Origin of the sequence: Weissella soli, from assembly GCF_001761545.1 — a bacterium.
GTDB lineage: Bacteria > Bacillota > Bacilli > Lactobacillales > Lactobacillaceae > Weissella > Weissella soli.
In genome coordinates this window covers 702,249-718,709 of record NZ_CP017326.1, presented here as the reverse complement: position 1 = coordinate 718,709, position 16,461 = coordinate 702,249, and the positions used below count along the sequence as shown (strand labels likewise).

General features: G+C 46.4%; 15 protein-coding genes. 3 read left to right on the top strand and 12 right to left on the bottom strand.

From position 1 onward, the window contains the following. Window positions 1–128: 128 nt before the first annotated feature. Window positions 129–1,082 carry a glycosyltransferase gene (locus WSWS_RS03420; RefSeq protein ID WP_070229965.1) on the bottom strand — a complete coding sequence of 318 codons (954 nt, stop codon included), beginning with the start codon at window positions 1,080–1,082 and terminating at the stop codon, window positions 129–131. Window positions 1,083–1,176: 94 nt separating this feature from the next. Further along, a complete protein-coding gene (locus WSWS_RS03415) occupies window positions 1,177–2,043 on the bottom strand; it encodes an ADP-ribosylglycohydrolase family protein (RefSeq protein ID WP_164699422.1) in 867 nt (288 codons plus the stop codon). Between the two features lie 192 nt (window positions 2,044–2,235). Between WSWS_RS03415 and WSWS_RS03410 the strand changes: the two genes are divergently transcribed. Beyond that, on the top strand, window positions 2,236–2,655 hold the full coding sequence (locus WSWS_RS03410; protein ID WP_070229963.1) for a DUF2507 domain-containing protein: 420 nt from the start codon (window positions 2,236–2,238) through the stop codon (window positions 2,653–2,655). 55 nt (window positions 2,656–2,710) lie between these two features. Here the strand turns inward: WSWS_RS03410 and trmB are convergent, their stop codons facing one another. Genes trmB through WSWS_RS03395 form a run of 3 tightly spaced genes read right to left on the bottom strand, consistent with a single transcriptional unit; the run spans window position 2,711 to window position 5,150 of the window. Next, window positions 2,711–3,373 (bottom strand): tRNA (guanosine(46)-N7)-methyltransferase TrmB, encoded by a 663-nt coding sequence (gene trmB / locus WSWS_RS03405; RefSeq protein ID WP_070229962.1) that lies wholly within the window; start codon window positions 3,371–3,373, stop codon window positions 2,711–2,713. 5 nt (window positions 3,374–3,378) lie between these two features. Further along, complete coding sequence (locus WSWS_RS03400) at window positions 3,379–4,449, bottom strand: ABC transporter permease (protein WP_070229961.1); 1,071 nt, start codon at window positions 4,447–4,449, stop codon at window positions 3,379–3,381. Between the two features lie 5 nt (window positions 4,450–4,454). Further along, window positions 4,455–5,150 (bottom strand): ABC transporter ATP-binding protein, encoded by a 696-nt coding sequence (locus tag WSWS_RS03395; RefSeq protein ID WP_070229960.1) that lies wholly within the window; start codon window positions 5,148–5,150, stop codon window positions 4,455–4,457. 99 nt (window positions 5,151–5,249) lie between these two features. On the opposite strand from WSWS_RS03395, the gene WSWS_RS03390 reads away from it, so the two are divergent. Together WSWS_RS03390 and WSWS_RS03385 are read left to right on the top strand one after the other, a co-directional pair. Continuing rightward, window positions 5,250–5,672: an HIT family protein gene (locus WSWS_RS03390; protein ID WP_070229959.1), complete on the top strand. Its 423-nt coding sequence runs from the start codon at window positions 5,250–5,252 to the stop codon at window positions 5,670–5,672. 1 nt (window position 5,673) lies between these two features. Continuing rightward, entirely contained in the window at window positions 5,674–5,934 is a 261-nt protein-coding gene (locus WSWS_RS03385) for a hypothetical protein (protein ID WP_114981102.1), read from the top strand. 41 nt (window positions 5,935–5,975) lie between these two features. Here the strand turns inward: WSWS_RS03385 and uvrB are convergent, their stop codons facing one another. The 7 genes from uvrB to WSWS_RS03350 all read right to left on the bottom strand — a co-directional run bounded on the left by uvrB (window position 5,976) and on the right by WSWS_RS03350 (window position 16,269). After that, the gene (uvrB, locus tag WSWS_RS03380; RefSeq protein ID WP_070229958.1) at window positions 5,976–7,988 is read right to left on the bottom strand and encodes an excinuclease ABC subunit UvrB; all 2,013 of its coding nucleotides are present in this window, start codon (window positions 7,986–7,988) and stop codon (window positions 5,976–5,978) included. Between the two features lie 123 nt (window positions 7,989–8,111). Next, complete coding sequence (locus WSWS_RS03375; RefSeq protein ID WP_070229957.1) at window positions 8,112–8,747, bottom strand: YfbR-like 5'-deoxynucleotidase; 636 nt, start codon at window positions 8,745–8,747, stop codon at window positions 8,112–8,114. A 73-nt stretch (window positions 8,748–8,820) separates the two neighbouring features. Further along, complete coding sequence (locus WSWS_RS03370) at window positions 8,821–9,441, bottom strand: LysE/ArgO family amino acid transporter (protein ID WP_070229956.1); 621 nt, start codon at window positions 9,439–9,441, stop codon at window positions 8,821–8,823. Window positions 9,442–9,497: 56 nt separating this feature from the next. After that, entirely contained in the window at window positions 9,498–10,694 is a 1,197-nt protein-coding gene (locus tag WSWS_RS03365) for a CamS family sex pheromone protein (RefSeq protein ID WP_070229955.1), read from the bottom strand. Between the two features lie 41 nt (window positions 10,695–10,735). Continuing rightward, the gene (gene ligA / locus WSWS_RS03360; protein WP_070229954.1) at window positions 10,736–12,763 is read right to left on the bottom strand and encodes an NAD-dependent DNA ligase LigA; all 2,028 of its coding nucleotides are present in this window, start codon (window positions 12,761–12,763) and stop codon (window positions 10,736–10,738) included. Between the two features lie 11 nt (window positions 12,764–12,774). Then, a complete protein-coding gene (pcrA, locus tag WSWS_RS03355) occupies window positions 12,775–15,054 on the bottom strand; it encodes a DNA helicase PcrA (RefSeq protein ID WP_070229953.1) in 2,280 nt (759 codons plus the stop codon). An 81-nt stretch (window positions 15,055–15,135) separates the two neighbouring features. Then, the gene (locus WSWS_RS03350; RefSeq protein WP_070229952.1) at window positions 15,136–16,269 is read right to left on the bottom strand and encodes a THUMP domain-containing class I SAM-dependent RNA methyltransferase; all 1,134 of its coding nucleotides are present in this window, start codon (window positions 16,267–16,269) and stop codon (window positions 15,136–15,138) included. Window positions 16,270–16,461 lie beyond the last annotated feature (192 nt).

Here is a 16,461-nt window from a genome sequence, read left to right as displayed (position 1 = left end):
ATCAAATTATATTTAGCAGATGAGTATGCCAGTCTTGCAGTTAATCCTTACCACGAGAACAAAAAAACACCGCCTAGTTCGAACTAGGCGGTGTTTTTTGATGATCAGTATTTATAAAGCAATGCTAATTAGTTAAGTTGCTTCTCAGCTTCCAGAATCGCACGACGGTAGTAGTAACCACGTCGTACCAGGCGACCAAGGGCATTGGCTCCGGCAGCTAGGTCCTGATAATCAGACTCACGTAAATCTGCCAGCGCTAAGTCGATATCATTGATTTCGTTGATCAAGATACCAGCGTTAGCCGCTTCAATCGTCGGCGCTACTGCCGCTTTGGCATTCAAAATAATTGGGATCCCGGCGGCTAAGAACATTGATACTTTATGTGACAAGTTCATCGTTTGGTAATCCGAAAAATCACCAGCGGCAGAATCCACGTCAAACGCTAACCCGAAACCATAGTTAATCAACTTGGGCATCCGGTTTGGGTGCATGTACCCCACGTATTGCACGTTTTGCGTTTGGAATTCCACCCCACGTAAATCTTGTTCACGCGCATACACGTCTAAGCCAGTTGTATTTGGCCAGTTCATGACGTATGGTGCTTTGTACGGTGATCCAGCAAAAATCACTGTCTTCTCGAATGAAGGTGCATTGAGTGGTTCTGGTACCAGGTAGTCATGTAATCCTAAATCGACCGCTGGCGTCGTCATGCCATCTTCACGCAATTGAGTGGTTAAGTACATAGTCAATGAAATCACGAAATCTGCATCATTCAAACTCTGAATAATCGCTCCTTTATCCGCATCGGGATAACGCAGGTAGTCGATGTTCAAAGTGATAACGATTACACGAGCCCCTAAGTCTTTAATGTGCTCGATACGGAGCAAGTCAAGTTGTTCGCTACCTTTTTCAGAAGGATAAGGATACAAAATGATATCCCCAGTCTCAAATTCTGTTTCTAGGACGACGTCGACTGACAGCTTGGCATAATCTAAATCACTAGCCAATTGGACGATGTCTTCGCGTACCTTTCCTGATGTAATTAATTTGTGCGATGGCGCATGTAGCACATACTTCTGCATAGCACTTCCCCTAATCTAAATTAATTTTTACTTATTATTCCTCATATAAGTATAGTATAAAAGTAGCCGAGCGACTATGACTTTCTCTCGGCTACTATTCATTCATGGCTGGTTGGGCAATAAAATTGCCACTGCGCAAGGCCCGTTCAAGCACTTGCGCGGCCACATTATTCTTTTCGATATTTTTAATATAATCAGGTAGTTGACTGACACCAAAATACATTCCTGCTAGCGCCCCAACGAGTGGCAAGATGCGGTGGGATTGGCCAGCGATACCGCGTGTCAGCGTCAGCGCATCTTCATAAGATACCGCATGATACATGACCCATAAGACACTCTCAATCGTGCTGATAAAGTAACCATTCGCCTCTAACGCATCAATCGACATTTCGACAAATGCTGGCCGATTCAAGCGTTCAAAGGCCGGTAGTTCATTAGCAAAGATGGTATGTTTTGAATAGTATTCATAGGTTTCAGCCAACGCTTCTTCCGCAGCGTCTTGGACGTTACGGGTGGTTAACAATAGTGACAAAAAGGTCCCATATAGCCCCGCGCCAATCAATCCTTGGGGATGATTATGCGTGAGACCCGCAACTTGATGTAAGATCAGCCGTGCGGCATCGTCCTTATAGAATTCATTGCCATATTGGGTAATGAGGAACAGAACCACTGGCGTGAGACGCATTAAGGCGCCGCTGCCATTATCGTGGATGCCCCGCCCACCAGAACTATAAGGATCGTGGGCTTGTAAATACTCCTCTAAGGCATATCGCGTTGTGTGACCGGGCATGACTTTTTCATGATTTAATGAATAAGCCCCATTAGTGTACCATTTCGTAAATTCAGTCATCATCTTAGATAAGTTGTATCCTGATGACAAACTAGCAACAGTTGCAAGCGTCAAGGCCCCATCACTGCCCCAATTGTTAGTCGCGGGATCAGTCATTTGACGTGAACGCATGTCCCCGTCTAGTAGGCCAAGCGTGCTAGTTATTAAAGGTGTGTCGAGCATTTGCATACAAATTGTGTCCTTCCGATAACATCAATTGTAACATGTTTGTTATACAATTGGCAAATCTGGTCGAATTTCGTTATAATAATGAATGGTCAGTATGACAACAATCAGATAATATGAAATTGGAGATAAATATAGATGGATACTCCACAAAACACAGCAAGCTTGTTCGCACTAATGTTGCTTCGGGATCGCCTGCTACCCGACTTGTTGAAGGAAGATATCGATGAAATCACCTACTGGGCAGGTAAAAACATTGCCCGTGAAATTGATTTAAATGGTATTGCAGCGGTTGAGAATTTTTTTACGGATGCCGGCTTTGGTCACTTAACCATGCTCAGCCAAAAAGCGGCCATCCAACGTTGGCAACTCGATGGACCGATTATCGAAGCACGCTTGGATGATAATCCAAAAGCCTCGTTCGAATTAGAAGCTGGCTTCTTAGCCCAACAAACTGAACAACAAGTTGGCTTCGGTGCCGAAACGCAGACTGAAATCAGTAAGAACAAGGTGGTTTTTACCGTGATGACTGAAGTCGCTGCGACTTTGCAAGATTAAGCTAAGGACAACAAAGCGGATCTACCCAACTCGGGCAGATCCGCTTTTAGTGTGCTTATTCAAATGAACCAACGAACTTGTAAATTAGGAAACCTTGCGCTGAAAACTTTTCTTCATACTCAGTGGCAACATTATCAACCATCTTATACGCATCATTGTGCAAGTCCAATGAAATACCAGCTGGATCAAATTTGATACCAAAATTGGCAAAACTATACAATGAGTACTCAAACAAACCACGGTTATCCGTCTTGAATTCGAGCTCACCACCCGCCGGTAAGACACTCTGATAACCTTCAAGGAAGGTCTTATAAGTTAGTCGCCGTGTCTCATGACGTGACTTTGGCCATGGATCTGAGAAGTTCAAGAAAATCTTGGCAACTTCACCCTTGGTAAAGTAAGTCTCAACGCCTGCACCATCCCCAAAGATAAACTTCAAGTTAGGTAGTACAGCCTCGTCTTCAGCCGCTTTACGGGCCGCCACGGCCACCGCTGATTCTTGAATTTCCATCCCGATGAAGTTAATTTCAGGATACTTTTTAGCCATGCCAATGATGAATTGCCCCTTACCGGTACCAATTTCGACATGAATGGGTTGGGTCTTTTCAAAGATGGTTTGCCAGTTTCCTTGCAAGCCAGTGGCCCGTTCTTGATCGATAACCAAGTCATTGTGCTCTGCTAGCCAACCGCTAGCCCATTTTTTATTTCGTAAACGCACGCGTTTTACCTCTTCTTTTGATTGTTTTTCAGTATAAAGTCCGAATAAAAGAATAACAGAGAATGCCCTGCGACTGCAAGGGTTACCAGTAAGATTGCCAATTCTTGCCAGCTAGCCACGTTCACTAAGCCACTCGCCATGTAAATTAAAGTGGTTAGGCCAAACCACGGCCGCACTGTTCGTGTAAAGCGTACCCGGCGCTCACGGTCAGTGATTGGCAACAAATGATCGAAGACAATCTGTTCGTGCTTGTGGGCTAGGGGGAGTAATTGCAAGATGAGCATGTACAAGAACAAGACTAATAAGGCAACCCGTAACCAACCACTAGTGAACACACCTACCCCAAAACCAAAAATGGTTAACCGTAGCCAAGCATCAAAAAAGGCTGGCGTTCGGAGAAAGGCGATCGTCAATAAGTCACCCGCTTGCAACACCCGCACCTGACGTAACCAGGTCTCAAACCATTTATGCTGGCGGACCTGTTGTTGCTGCCCGGGAATATCAATAAAGAGGTTAAAGAAGCCATCAACACGCCCGCGGCGCTCTGCCTCTTTTTGTTCAATCTGCCGCCAATTTAGGAGGTTGCCGGCAGCCCGGTCCGTCCACTTGGCAGCATGGGCCGCGATCTTTTGGGTCAAGGCCATTTTAATGAGCATTAAAGCGCCACTGATCACGATTAGACCGATGATCGATACCTTAAATTCCCGCAGATACATTGGCCATAGGATGAATGCGAGCCCCCCCTCAATCAAGCCGTTGACGACCATCGAGTAACGGGTGCCTTTTTGCACAAGCTCGCGTAACGCCGCCTCATCCCCTAATAAGAAAACGGGGTCGGCTGGTTGTAGAAAGCTAGCTGGTTTATTAAAGACGCTAAGGGTGAGCACGGTCAGTCCAATCAGCAGTGCCTGGGCCCACCAAGTAATCGGCGCGTTCATCCACAGGTTCCGATAGGCCAGCATCGCTGCCCCTAGCAAAATGACAAAGGCAATCACAGCGTGATCATTAAACACATAGCGACTCAGCTTCAGATAACGTCGCCACTGGACTGCCAGTCGTTGTTGAAATAGTTGCATCGCACCTACCCCTCTTCGACTAATTCAGGTACCAAACGCGCGAAATCAGCCACGGCCCCTTGTTGGTCAACCACGCCGTCTTTGAGATAGACGAAATGGTCAGCGTGCGCTTCGACCGTATCAATCACGTGCGTCGTCAATAAGAAAGAGGTCCCCGTGGCTTTACGTTCATCTATCAGGTGCAACAGATCGCGTACCGCGACTACATCGAGTCCTAGGAATGGCTCATCGATAATGAACAAAGGCGCATCGGTGATAAAGGCCATCACGATCATCACTTTTTGCCGCATCCCCTTTGAAAAATGGGTTGGAAACCACTCCAATTTGTTGGTCAAACGGAAAATGGTCAATAATTGTTCAGCACGAGCCCAGGCGACATCACGATCTAGGGTATAGGCTTTCATCGTGACTTCGAGGTGTTCACGTAAGGTCAATTCTTCATACAAGACGGGTTGTTCTGGAATATAGGCAATTTGACGCTTATAGGCGACGGGGTCAGTTTGTAGTGCCACCCCATTCAACAGGATCTCACCCGTTTTCGGGGCTAATAAACCAATGACATGGTTAATCGTGGTTGATTTTCCAGAACCGTTCAACCCGACCAAGGCGGTCATGGTGCCATCAGCGACAGTGAAGTTAATGTCTGATAAGACTTTTAACTGACCATACCCTCCTGACAGGTGTTTAATTTCTAACATAATTATTTATCTCACTTCTATTTTGGTTTACATTATATTTTACACTAAATTTCCGCCCAATAACGGTATAATAGAGTTAATTATTCCTAGGAGGAACTCTACATGGCTGATATTTTTGATAAAATCGTTGCGGGTGAAATTCCATCGTATAAGGTATACGAAGATGACGACGTGCTCGCCTTTTTGGACATTTCACAGGTGACCCCAGGTCATACATTAATGGTACCTAAACAACACGTCGCCGACATCTTCGCATATGATGAGGAGTTAGCTGAGCGTGTGCTGACGAAGTTACCAAAGATTGCCCGGGCGATAAAAGCATCTAACCCAGACATCATCGGGGTTAACATCCTGTCAAATAACGGTGAAGCAGCTGGTCAATCAGTGTTCCACTCCCACTGGCATATTCTACCCCGCTATGCTGACGATCACGTGAAAATTCCGACTGGCGACAATTCAGCCGACTACACGCCTGAGCAATATGTCGCGATTGCAGATAACATTATCGCTCATTTGGAGGATTAATATGCCAACAGTCATCGAAAAAATGAAGCAGCTCTTCCAAACCACGAAGGCCGATCTTACCCGGCTGACCACTGCGCAAAAGCATGTGAAGCAGTCCGTGACCGATTTGCAAGCCACGTTGCCCGTCATCCAAGATGTGTTGGACGCCCTGCAGGTTGGTACTGAGAAGATGAACTTCAAAAATGCGCCACGCCTGGCCCGGATTAAAGAACGCCAAGCCTACATTACTGAAGCACTCGCGGCGTTAAAAAAACGTTCATAAAAATTGGGACCTCACTTTAATCAGTGAGGTCCCATTTATTTTTACTTGCCGACGGTTAATTTAAGCTCCATGACTGTATCACGAAGACTAGCCGCTTCTTCGAAATCCAAACGCTTGGCCGCCGCCCGCATTTGATTTTCCAAATTAGCAAGCATCGCTTCTTGATCATCACGTGCCATATCTTTGAAGGCAATTTCAGTAAAGCTCTCTGGTTGAACCGTCTTGTCTGTCGCATGCGTCACGCTAATGAGGCCGCGAATATCTTTTTTGATCGTATGTGGAGTAATCCCATGTTCGGTATTATAGGCGATTTGGATTGAACGCCGTCGTGCCGTTTCATCCATGGCCCGTTGCATCGAACCGGTGATTTTATCGGCATATAAAATAACATGCCCATTTTCGTTTCGTGCCGCCCGGCCCATCGTTTGAATCAATGAGCGTTCGTTACGCAAAAAGCCTTCCTTATCGGCGTCCAGAATCGCCACTAATGACACTTCTGGCACGTCGATACCCTCGCGGAGTAGATTGATACCAATCAAAACATCAAACTTTCCTAAACGCAAATCACGCAGAATTTCTGTCCGTTCGAGCGTCTTGATATCCGAGTGCAGGTATTTCACCTTGACCCCAACGTCTTCGAGATAGTCTGTTAAATCTTCCGACATTTTCTTTGTGAGGGTGGTGATAAAGACCCGTTCATCCTTAGCGGCCCGGGCGTTGATTTCACCGAGTAAATCATCAATTTGCCCCATGACTGGGCGGACTTCAACCTCTGGATCTAATAAGCCAGTGGGCCGGATGATTTGTTGCGCCATCTGATCGTCAGGGACCCGGGCAAGTTCATAGTCACCGGGCGTTGCTGACATATAAATGATCTGATTAACATGCTGTTCAAATTCCTCTAGGCGTAATGGCCGGTTATCAAGCGCCGAGGGCAACCGGAAACCAAAGTCAATCAGCGTCTGCTTTCGTGCCCGGTCACCATTGTACATCCCCCGGATTTGGGGCATCGTCACGTGAGACTCATCAACCACAATCAAGAAATCCTCAGGGAAGAAATCAAGCAAAGTAAAGGGAGGTTCACCGGGTGCACGCCCGTCCATGTGGCGCGAATAATTTTCGATTCCAGTGGTAAAGCCCATCTCGGCAATCATCTCAAGATCATATTCCGTCCGTTGCTTCAACCGCTGAGCTTCCAGTAACTTACCCGCCCCTTCTAACTCCTTCAACCGCTCATCAAGTTCGGCCTTAATGGTCCCCAGGGCCCGATTACGAATCGTATCATTGGTCATAAAGTGAGTGGCTGGATAAATGGTTGCCACATCTAGTTCGGCGGTGATTTCACCCGTTAGGCTATCAACCTCCCGGATACGATCAATCTCATCCCCGAAGAATTCAATCCGTAAGGCCTTCGCATCTTCAGAAGCTGGGAAAATTTCTAAGACATCCCCGCGCGCGCGAAAACGGCCACGTTGAAAATCAATATCGTTACGTTGAAATTGGATATCAATTAATTGGCGCATCAGGTCATTACGCTCCAGCAAATCCCCGATACGAATGTTAATGACGTGGTCTTGGTACTGGTGCGGGTCACCCAACCCAAAGATTGAGGACACAGAGGCCACCACGATGGTGTCATTACGACTCAACAGAGATGCTGTTGCTGAGTTACGCAACTTATCAATTTCATCGTTGATGGAAGAATCTTTTTCAATATAAGTATCTGAAGAAGGCACATAAGCCTCGGGTTGATAATAATCATAGTAGGAGACAAAGTACTCGACCCGATTATCAGGGAAGAATTCTTTAAATTCACCATAGAGTTGTCCCGCCAGTGTTTTGTTGTGGGATAGAACTAAAACCGGTTTATTGGCTTGTGCAATCACGTTTGAAATCGTAAACGTTTTACCGGTTCCCGTGGCCCCAAGCAAAATTTGTTCCTTGGTGCCCTGAAGAAGGCCATCAACTAATTGCTTAATCGCCGTGGGTTGATCACCAGTTGGTTCGTATTTTGAGACCACACGGTAGGGGTGGTCAGTTTGTCGTGTAATCATGAAGAACCTCTTTTCCAGCGCACAACAACATTATTTGCGGGCGTTGCTTATTTCAAACAAAAAAGAACTAGGGAACTAGTTCTTTTATTATACGTTTAAACTTAATATTTTACCACTAGTCGCTTATTTTGAATTAAAAATGGCGATGTAGATACGTTGTAATTTTTCTGAACCTGGAAATTCTTCCGCCAACATTTCAGGTAATACCTTACGAATAAAGTAATCCGTACTTGGCATATCGCGGAAAGCATAGATTGTTTCCAGACTCTCCTTATAGATTTCACTGTAGACGCTTTCTGGATTGCCTTTTTGTAGTTCACCAAAGGCTTCATACAATAAGTCGATTTTATCAGCGACTGACAGGATCCGCCCTTCAAGGGTGTCATCCTTCCCTTCGCCGAGCCGTCGATGATAAGCTTCCCGGTATTCAGCAGGAATTTCCGCCCGGACAAAGTTGTCCGCCAAAGATTCTTCCACATCAGCTAACATATGGCGTAATTCCGCGGAAGCGTATTTGACGGGGGTCCGAATGTCACCGATAAAGCGTTCGGTGATGTCGTGATTCAAGGCCTTTTCGTACAAGAGCCGCCAATTCACAGCATTACCAGATTGTTCTTCGACGTCACCTAGGAACTGCGCCACCTGCGTGACTTTCCATGAGTGGGACGCCACTGAGTGTGGAAAATACTTAAAGTAACCAGGAGCTCGATTAATCATTTCTAGTTCTGTCAGTCCAGACAAATATTGATGAATTCCCATTTTACCTACCCTTTTCCTTAAATACATTTCTAAACACTATACGCAACTTTTTTGGAGAATGCAAGTTAAACTGCTAGAAAAAATGTTTCATGAATTCCAAAATGAGATGTAGTCCATATAACAAGACGATGAACCCAGAAATCAAATTAATCCAAACTAGGAATCTCTTTGATAGACGATCGCGTAAAATATTAAACGCTAAGGTGATACCCGTAAACCAGATGGCGGTTGCTAGGATGACACCACCATAGAATGGCATGACCTCACGATCGGCTAACGTGCCTCGCAACGCCCCCAACATCAACGAACCATCAATTAAAGCCTGTGGATTCCCAAAGCTTAATACCAGCGCCGTGACGAACACCTTACCCAGCGTGGTCGCTTGTTCGATCGTATTCAGTTGGACAGCGTTGGCCGTGCGAATAATCGTCCCACCAAGATAACTGACGATTAACCCACCAATCAGCATGACAGCTAATTTGATAAAATCATTTTGCATAATTAAGGTGCCGACACCTAAAAACGCGATCAATGAGAACACGGCATCGACTAACCAGATGACACTGGCATAGAGGAAGGCCTTACTTAGCCGATTTGATAGCGCATTATTAAAAATATACAAGTTCTGCATACCAATCGGGGCTGAGTAGGCAAACCCGATGAGCATCCCTTGTAAGATGACTTGCAGTAACATGATACCTCCAATTTTTACATGGAAAAACCTCAGTCAGTTTGACCGAGGTTTGATAACTAATATGAACCGATAATATTCACGGTATAGGTCTTTTCATTCTTTTGTTGCACAATCAATGCCTGGAGACCAGTCGATGTTTGGACACGAATCTGGACGGGGACATTGGTTGGTAAATAGTTTGGCGCGACTTGCGAAATGTAGTTAGCGAAGCTTTGAATTTCTGTGGCTGAGTAGAATTGGGTAGTCACCGTCACATTCATCCCCTTCACCGTCGACCCATTGAACGCAGCTTGGGCAGTCACTGATGATAAGTTCGGGAAGAAGCCTTCGATGTTATCTTGGAACTTCACAAAACTCTTGTTCGTCTCAGTGGCGACTGCCTTGGCGTATGTCGTCCCATCCTGCATTGGCAGCACGACTGTTGCGTCGTTAATGCCATTCCAAGTCCCCAGTGAATCACCAGATTTTGATTGGGCCCAGGCGTAAAAACTACCCCCTGAAAGGCTATCATTCTTGGCTTGCGCATACATGGCAACAACGATTGGGACATCCTTACCGACACTCTTCATCGCACGATAACGCTTGATGACTTCCGCGGCAATCGTCTTACCATGTGCAATCATATCAGCCTTGGCAATATCTTGCGTGTATGTCGCACCATACTGCACCTTTTGATATGAATCTTGCGTGTTCATGGCCAAACCAATCACGATCCCACTCAGCTTCAGGTTATTGCCGTCTTGCGTCATGAAGTCTTGTTCTTCGATAGTTTGTAGGTAAATTGGCGCCCGTGAATCATCATATTTCTTGTTATCAGTCGGATTCAACCCAAGCGAATTCGTTGATGATTTACGATCAAGCCAATTCAAAGCCGTTGCTGAAGATAAGTATTGACCTTCTTGGAAGATATATGACTTGGGTGAAAAGTGGTTCTTGGCCACTTCAAGTAAGCCGTTTTCAAAACTAGTGGTATTAAATGCATTACTGGCATTCTCACTTGATGTGACACCACGCGCCTTGCTGACCAGGTAATTCCCGTCCTTGACCACGGTCTTATACTCGGTATCAGAGGCTTTTCCGGTCACTTGAATACCGGATTTTGAGGTTATTTTTGAATTTGTAGTGGAAGATGACGTCTTCGTACTTTTTGAGACATTTGACGAGTTCTCATGGTAGAAATTACCAAAGAACACTAATGCCGCTCCTAAGATAAGGACAAGTAAGCCGCCACCAATCCATTTTGCAAAACGCATGAGCTTTCCTTCTTCTCTGTCGATTTGTGAATTGTGCCTAACTATGCTTCCATGGTATCACGAAATTGGGCTTCCGACCAGATTTCGACGCCAAGTTCTTGGGCTTTCGTCAACTTAGAACCAGCATCCGCACCGGCGATCAAGAGGTCCGTCTTTTTGGAAACGGATCCACTCACAATGGCACCTTGCCGTTCAAGCCAATCACTCGCATCCTTGCGACTAAACATAGTCAACCTACCGGTTAAGACCACCTTTTTACCGCTAAAGATCGTATCAGTGGCCACGGGTCCATCGGATATGAACTTGAGATTGACCCCTAATTCCTGAAATTCACGCACCAGTGCTTGTGTGGGGGCTTCAGCAAAGTATTGTTCAATGCTTTGACCGATGGTTTGACCGAGCCCGGGCAGGTCTGCAATATCATCAGCCGTCGCGGCCGCAATGGCTGTTAAATCGCCATATTTGGCCGCAATCACTTTAGCAGCTTTTGCACCGACATTGCGAATACCGAGACCAAATAGTAAGCGTTCCACAGAATTTTCTTTGGAATTAGCCAAGGCTTCTAATAAGTTATTGGCACTCGTAACGCCAAATTTTTCAAGGCCGGTCAATTCATCAAAAGTTAATTTATATAAATCGGCGACATTATGAATCAAGTTTTTCGCTAATAACTGGGCCACAATCTTGGGCCCCAAACCATCAATATTCATCGCGTCACGTGACGCAAAGTGGGTTACAGACTCTTGAATTTGGGCGGGACAGAACGGATTGATACAACGCAACGCCACTTCATCAGCGGTATGCACTAAGGGTTGACCACAAGCCGGACAAAAAGCCGGAATGGGATAGGCCTCCGTCGCCGTAGCTGGTCGCTTGGGCAAAATAACTTGCCCAACTTCTGGAATAATATCCCCGGCTTTATGTAACGTGACCGTATCGCCAAGCCGGATATCCTTTGCCAAGAGATAATCGGGATTATGTAATGAAGCACGTGACACCGTGGTACCAGCTAATTGCACCGGATCCATGATCGCGGTTGGGGTCACGACGCCGGTGCGGCCCACGGTCCACTCAATATCACGGACAATCGTTTCTGCTTCCTCAGGTGGGAATTTATACGCAATCGCCCAACGAGGAACTTTAACCGTATTGCCCAGTTCTGCATGTAACGCCAAGTCATTCACTTTCACGACAATGCCGTCGATGCCATAAGCCAAGTCATCACGGACGGCGGTGTATTTTGCGAGATACGCCTCGACGGACGCTTGGTCAGTGACGACCGCATTCGTTGGATTCGTCGGCAACCCTAACGCCGCCAAGCGCGTGAGTAAGGCAGCCTGTGTGCTGACCCCTAATGTTGTTTCAGCTTCAACCGCGTTGTAGAGGAAAACAGCTAGTTGCCGGGCCTTGGTGACACGGGCATCTAATTGGCGCAATGAACCAGCCGCAGCGTTGCGGGGATTAGCAAAGGTTGGCAGGCCCTCAGTCTCACGCTTTTCATTTAACGTGACGAAAGCGTCCTTTGGCATGTAGACTTCCCCACGTACCTCAACTGACAGTGGTTCATTTAACTGTTTGGGTACGGCGTCAATTTGTAAAACATTGGCAGTGACGTCTTCCCCAATATTCCCATCGCCACGGGTTGAGGCTTGCACCAAGGTCCCCTTTTCGTAAATTAAACTAATTGCTAAGCCATCGATCTTCAGTTCGGCATTGAAATCCAGATGGGGTTGCGTGGCCTTCTCGGTCGTCGCTACCCAGTCCATGAGGGCATTCAAGGAAAAAACATCACCCAGTGACAACATTGGGATGGGATGCGCCACTTTTGGTAAATCATTTTTTAATTGGCGACCACCCACTTGTTGCGTAATTGAGTCGGCCGTGACCAATGCTGGAAAACGCGCTTCCAACGCGAGTATTTGATTGTAGGCTTCGTCATAGACCGCATCCTCAACCGAGGGCGCATCATTTTCATAATATTCTTGTGCCCATTGCTTCAATTGAGCTTGTAACGTGCTCACGTGAACACGGGCTTGGTCTTCTGTAAGGTTTTCAATATCAATTGACATTTGAATGCTCCTTAATCTGCTTTGGTAATTGGCGCAAATGCTGCTAATAGTCGCTTGATACCTTGTTGTGGGAACGCAATATCGAGCTCCTGATCTTCACCTTGACCATTCACTTTAACCACCGTGCCAACCCCCCACTTCTTGTGCATCGCCTGATCACCAATCACCCAACCATCATTGGTGGTAGCTGGGGTTGGCTGACTAGTCTGCATAAAGGGTGCTGGACGGGTATTGGTTGGGGGCGTTGCTTGCCGTCCCCGGAAGGTCGTTGCCGTAGCCTGCTGCGTCCGGCGGGCGAAGGGTAAGGCCCCTTCTGAAATCCCAGCGTTGGCCAAAGTTTGGCCAGCCGGTTGTTCGAGATATTCAGCGGAGATTTCATCGATAAACCGAGAGGGCATATTCGAGGAGGTCCGGCCGTACAACATCCGGCTGTAGGCATTGGTGATGAACAGCTTTTCTTTGGCCCGTGTAATCCCGACATACGCCAAACGCCGTTCTTCCTCAATCTTATCCGGTTCTTGAATCGAACGACTCGATGGGAAAAGGCCCTCTTCCATGCCGACAAGAAAGACAACCGGAAACTCCAGTCCTTTGGCCGCGTGTAAGGTCATCAAGGTCACACTGTTATCGGTTTCTTCAACATTATCAAGATCGGAAACCAAAGCCAATTCCCCCATGAAGTCAACATACTTTGAAACGCTCTCTTCGGTTGGCTCATAGTTTTTATCGAATTGCTCAGTCACCGTAAGAAATTCAGCTAAGTTTTCTAACCGCGCTTGGTTTTCAATGCTGCGCGAATCAGCCTCTAAGGCCGCCTGATAGCCAGATTTAGTCAAAATCTCTTTCGTGAGGTCGGTGATACTTAAATCAAACGTTTCTTGTTGGGCAAAATTAGTGATTAATTGGGCAAACTTAATCAACTGATTAATCGCCCGGGTTTGCAAGCCAGGAATCAGCACCGCATTGGTCGCGGCATCTAATAAGGTCCAATCATTTTGCAACGCGAATTGGCGCAGCTTTTCCAGCGAAGTGCTGCCAAGACCACGCTTAGGTTCATTGACAACCCGCAAGAAACTCTCATTATCGGCTGGGTTTGTCGCTAACGCTAAGTAGGCCAAAATATCACGGATTTCCTTACGCTCGTAGAACTTTGACCCACCGACCATGGTGTATGGCACATTTGCCTTCACCAGCGCTTCTTCAATACCACGCGACTGGGCATTGGTCCGATATAGCACCGCGAAGTCTCGATATTGCTTGTGCTCATTTTTCATAAGGTCTTGAATTTGTTTAATCGTAAAGTACGCTTCATCACGGTCCGATTGCCCACGGTAGTAGGTAATTTTCTCGCCGGTACCATTATCCGTCCATAAATTCTTAGCAATCCGCTCGTTATTGTTTGCAATCACATCATTAGCGGCATTCAAAATGGTTTGCGTGGAACGATAATTCTGCTCCAACATGACCTTTTTCGCACCCGGATAATCATTTTCAAAGTTCAAGATGATCTGCATATTGGCACCACGCCAACCATAGATACTTTGATCAGAATCACCGACCACGGCCAGGTTACGCCAACCAGCAGCCAACAACTGGATCAAGCGGTATTGTGCATCGTTGGTGTCTTGGTACTCATCGACGTGAATATACTTGAATTTATCTTGGTAGTATTGCAAGACATCTGCTTCTTGCTCGAGCAATTGGATGGCCAGCATGATCAAATCATCAAAATCGACACTTTGGGCCAAGCTTAGTTCATGTTGGTATTCCTGATAGGCTTTGGCAACGACTTCTTCAAACGGACCACTCGCTTTTTTTGCATAAATTGCCGGTGTTTCCATCGCGTTTTTGGCGTTGGAAATGGTTCCCAGGACAGTGCGGGGATCATACTTCTCGATATCCACATTTTGATCTTTCAAAATACGCTTGACGAGAGTCCGTTGTGAACTGGCATCAATGATTGAAAAATCGCGTTTGTAACCTAGCTTATCAATGTCACGCCGCAAGATGCGCACGGCCAAGGCGTGAAAAGTGGAAACCCAGACTTTGTCGGCTTCCTCCTCACCAATCAAACCAGCGATACGTTCTTTCATTTCACGGGCTGCCTTATTGGTAAATGTGATCGCCAAAATACGCCAAGGTGCTACATTCAAGTCTTGAATGATATGCGCCACACGATGGGTTAACACACGAGTTTTCCCGGAACCGGCCCCCGCCATAATCAGTAATGGGCCTTCCGTCGTTTTAACGGCTTCAGCCTGTTTTGGATTCATTCCATCTAGTAAAGACATCTTCCAGTTCCTTTCTACGCTATGTGTAGCCAAATACGAAAGGTACCCCTGTTTGCACAGCGATACCTCTCGTTGTCATCGTTAATTACGAATCTTCTTACCCCAGTATTGGTACAAATCAACTTTCAAAGCCCCATTGTACAACTTACGCTTCTTCGTTGCGCGTTCACCGTAGGCCTCTTCAAAGCCTTCATCACTGGTCAAAATGTACTTTGACCAAGTTGGCATTTGGCGGTAAATGGCCCCCATTTCGCTATACAGTAAACGGACAGAGTCTTCATCACCCAAACGTTCACCATAAGGCGGGTTAGCCACCAACACGCCATTAATCTTGTTTGTTGACCAGTCCTTGGCGGCGAGTTGTTCGAAGACAATGTCATCCCCAACTCCGGCAGCTTCGGCATTGGCTTTGGCGATTTCAATCATTGAGCCATCGATGTCGTAACCAGTGATATCAAGTGGTTCGTCAAGCTTAATGGCGGCGCGTGCTTCGGCCTTTAGTCGTTCACCAATGGCTGGATCAAACCAGTCCCAGGCTGAAATATCAAATTCACGGTTTAAACCAGGCGCAATATTCCGACCAATCAGGGCTGCCTCGATAGGAATCGTACCAGAACCAACAACGGGATCCACGAAGGGATTATCAGTAAACCAGTGGGCTAACAAGACCAATGCTGCGGCCATGGTCTCCTTCAATGGGGCACCACCCTTTTCAGTACGGTAACCACGCTTGAACAAAGAGTCACCTGTGGTATCAAGTGTCACCATGACGTGATCTTTGTCAATGGCCGTCTCCAGGACGAAACGATTCCCTGATTCAGGTAAATACCCCCGGGCATGGTAGGCTTCCGTCATGTGTTCAACAATCGCCTTTTTGGTGATACTTTGGACCGTTGGCACTGAGTGCAAGATAGAATTCTTTGAACGCCCATTCACCGGGAATTCAGCATCATATGGTAAGAGGTCTTCCCATGGATACTGTTTCACCCCTTGGAACAATTCCTCGAAAGTTTTGGCTTCAAATTCTGTCACAATAATCTTAATCCGATCAGCGACCCGCAACCATAAATTGACCCGGTAAATATCTTCCATGGTCCCTTCGAATTTAACGCGGCCATTTTCCGTTTGCACCTGGTATCCCAGATCCTTAAGTTCTTTAGCCACTAAGGATTCTAAGCCAGCGCTCATCGTTGCCATTAATTTAAATTTTTGCATAATGCCCTCATCTATTTGGTTGAATCGATTAACTTGCAACCGCTAATCGATATAAAATTGTCTTCGTTATGTTAATTATAACTTAGTTGGCGCAATTCGTCTTGTCCATCGCCAGCAAAATTTGCGAACGGGTCGTCTCATGAGGCCGCTTGCCCGGTTAACTAATCTAAGACTAACTGATCTAGTGACCAA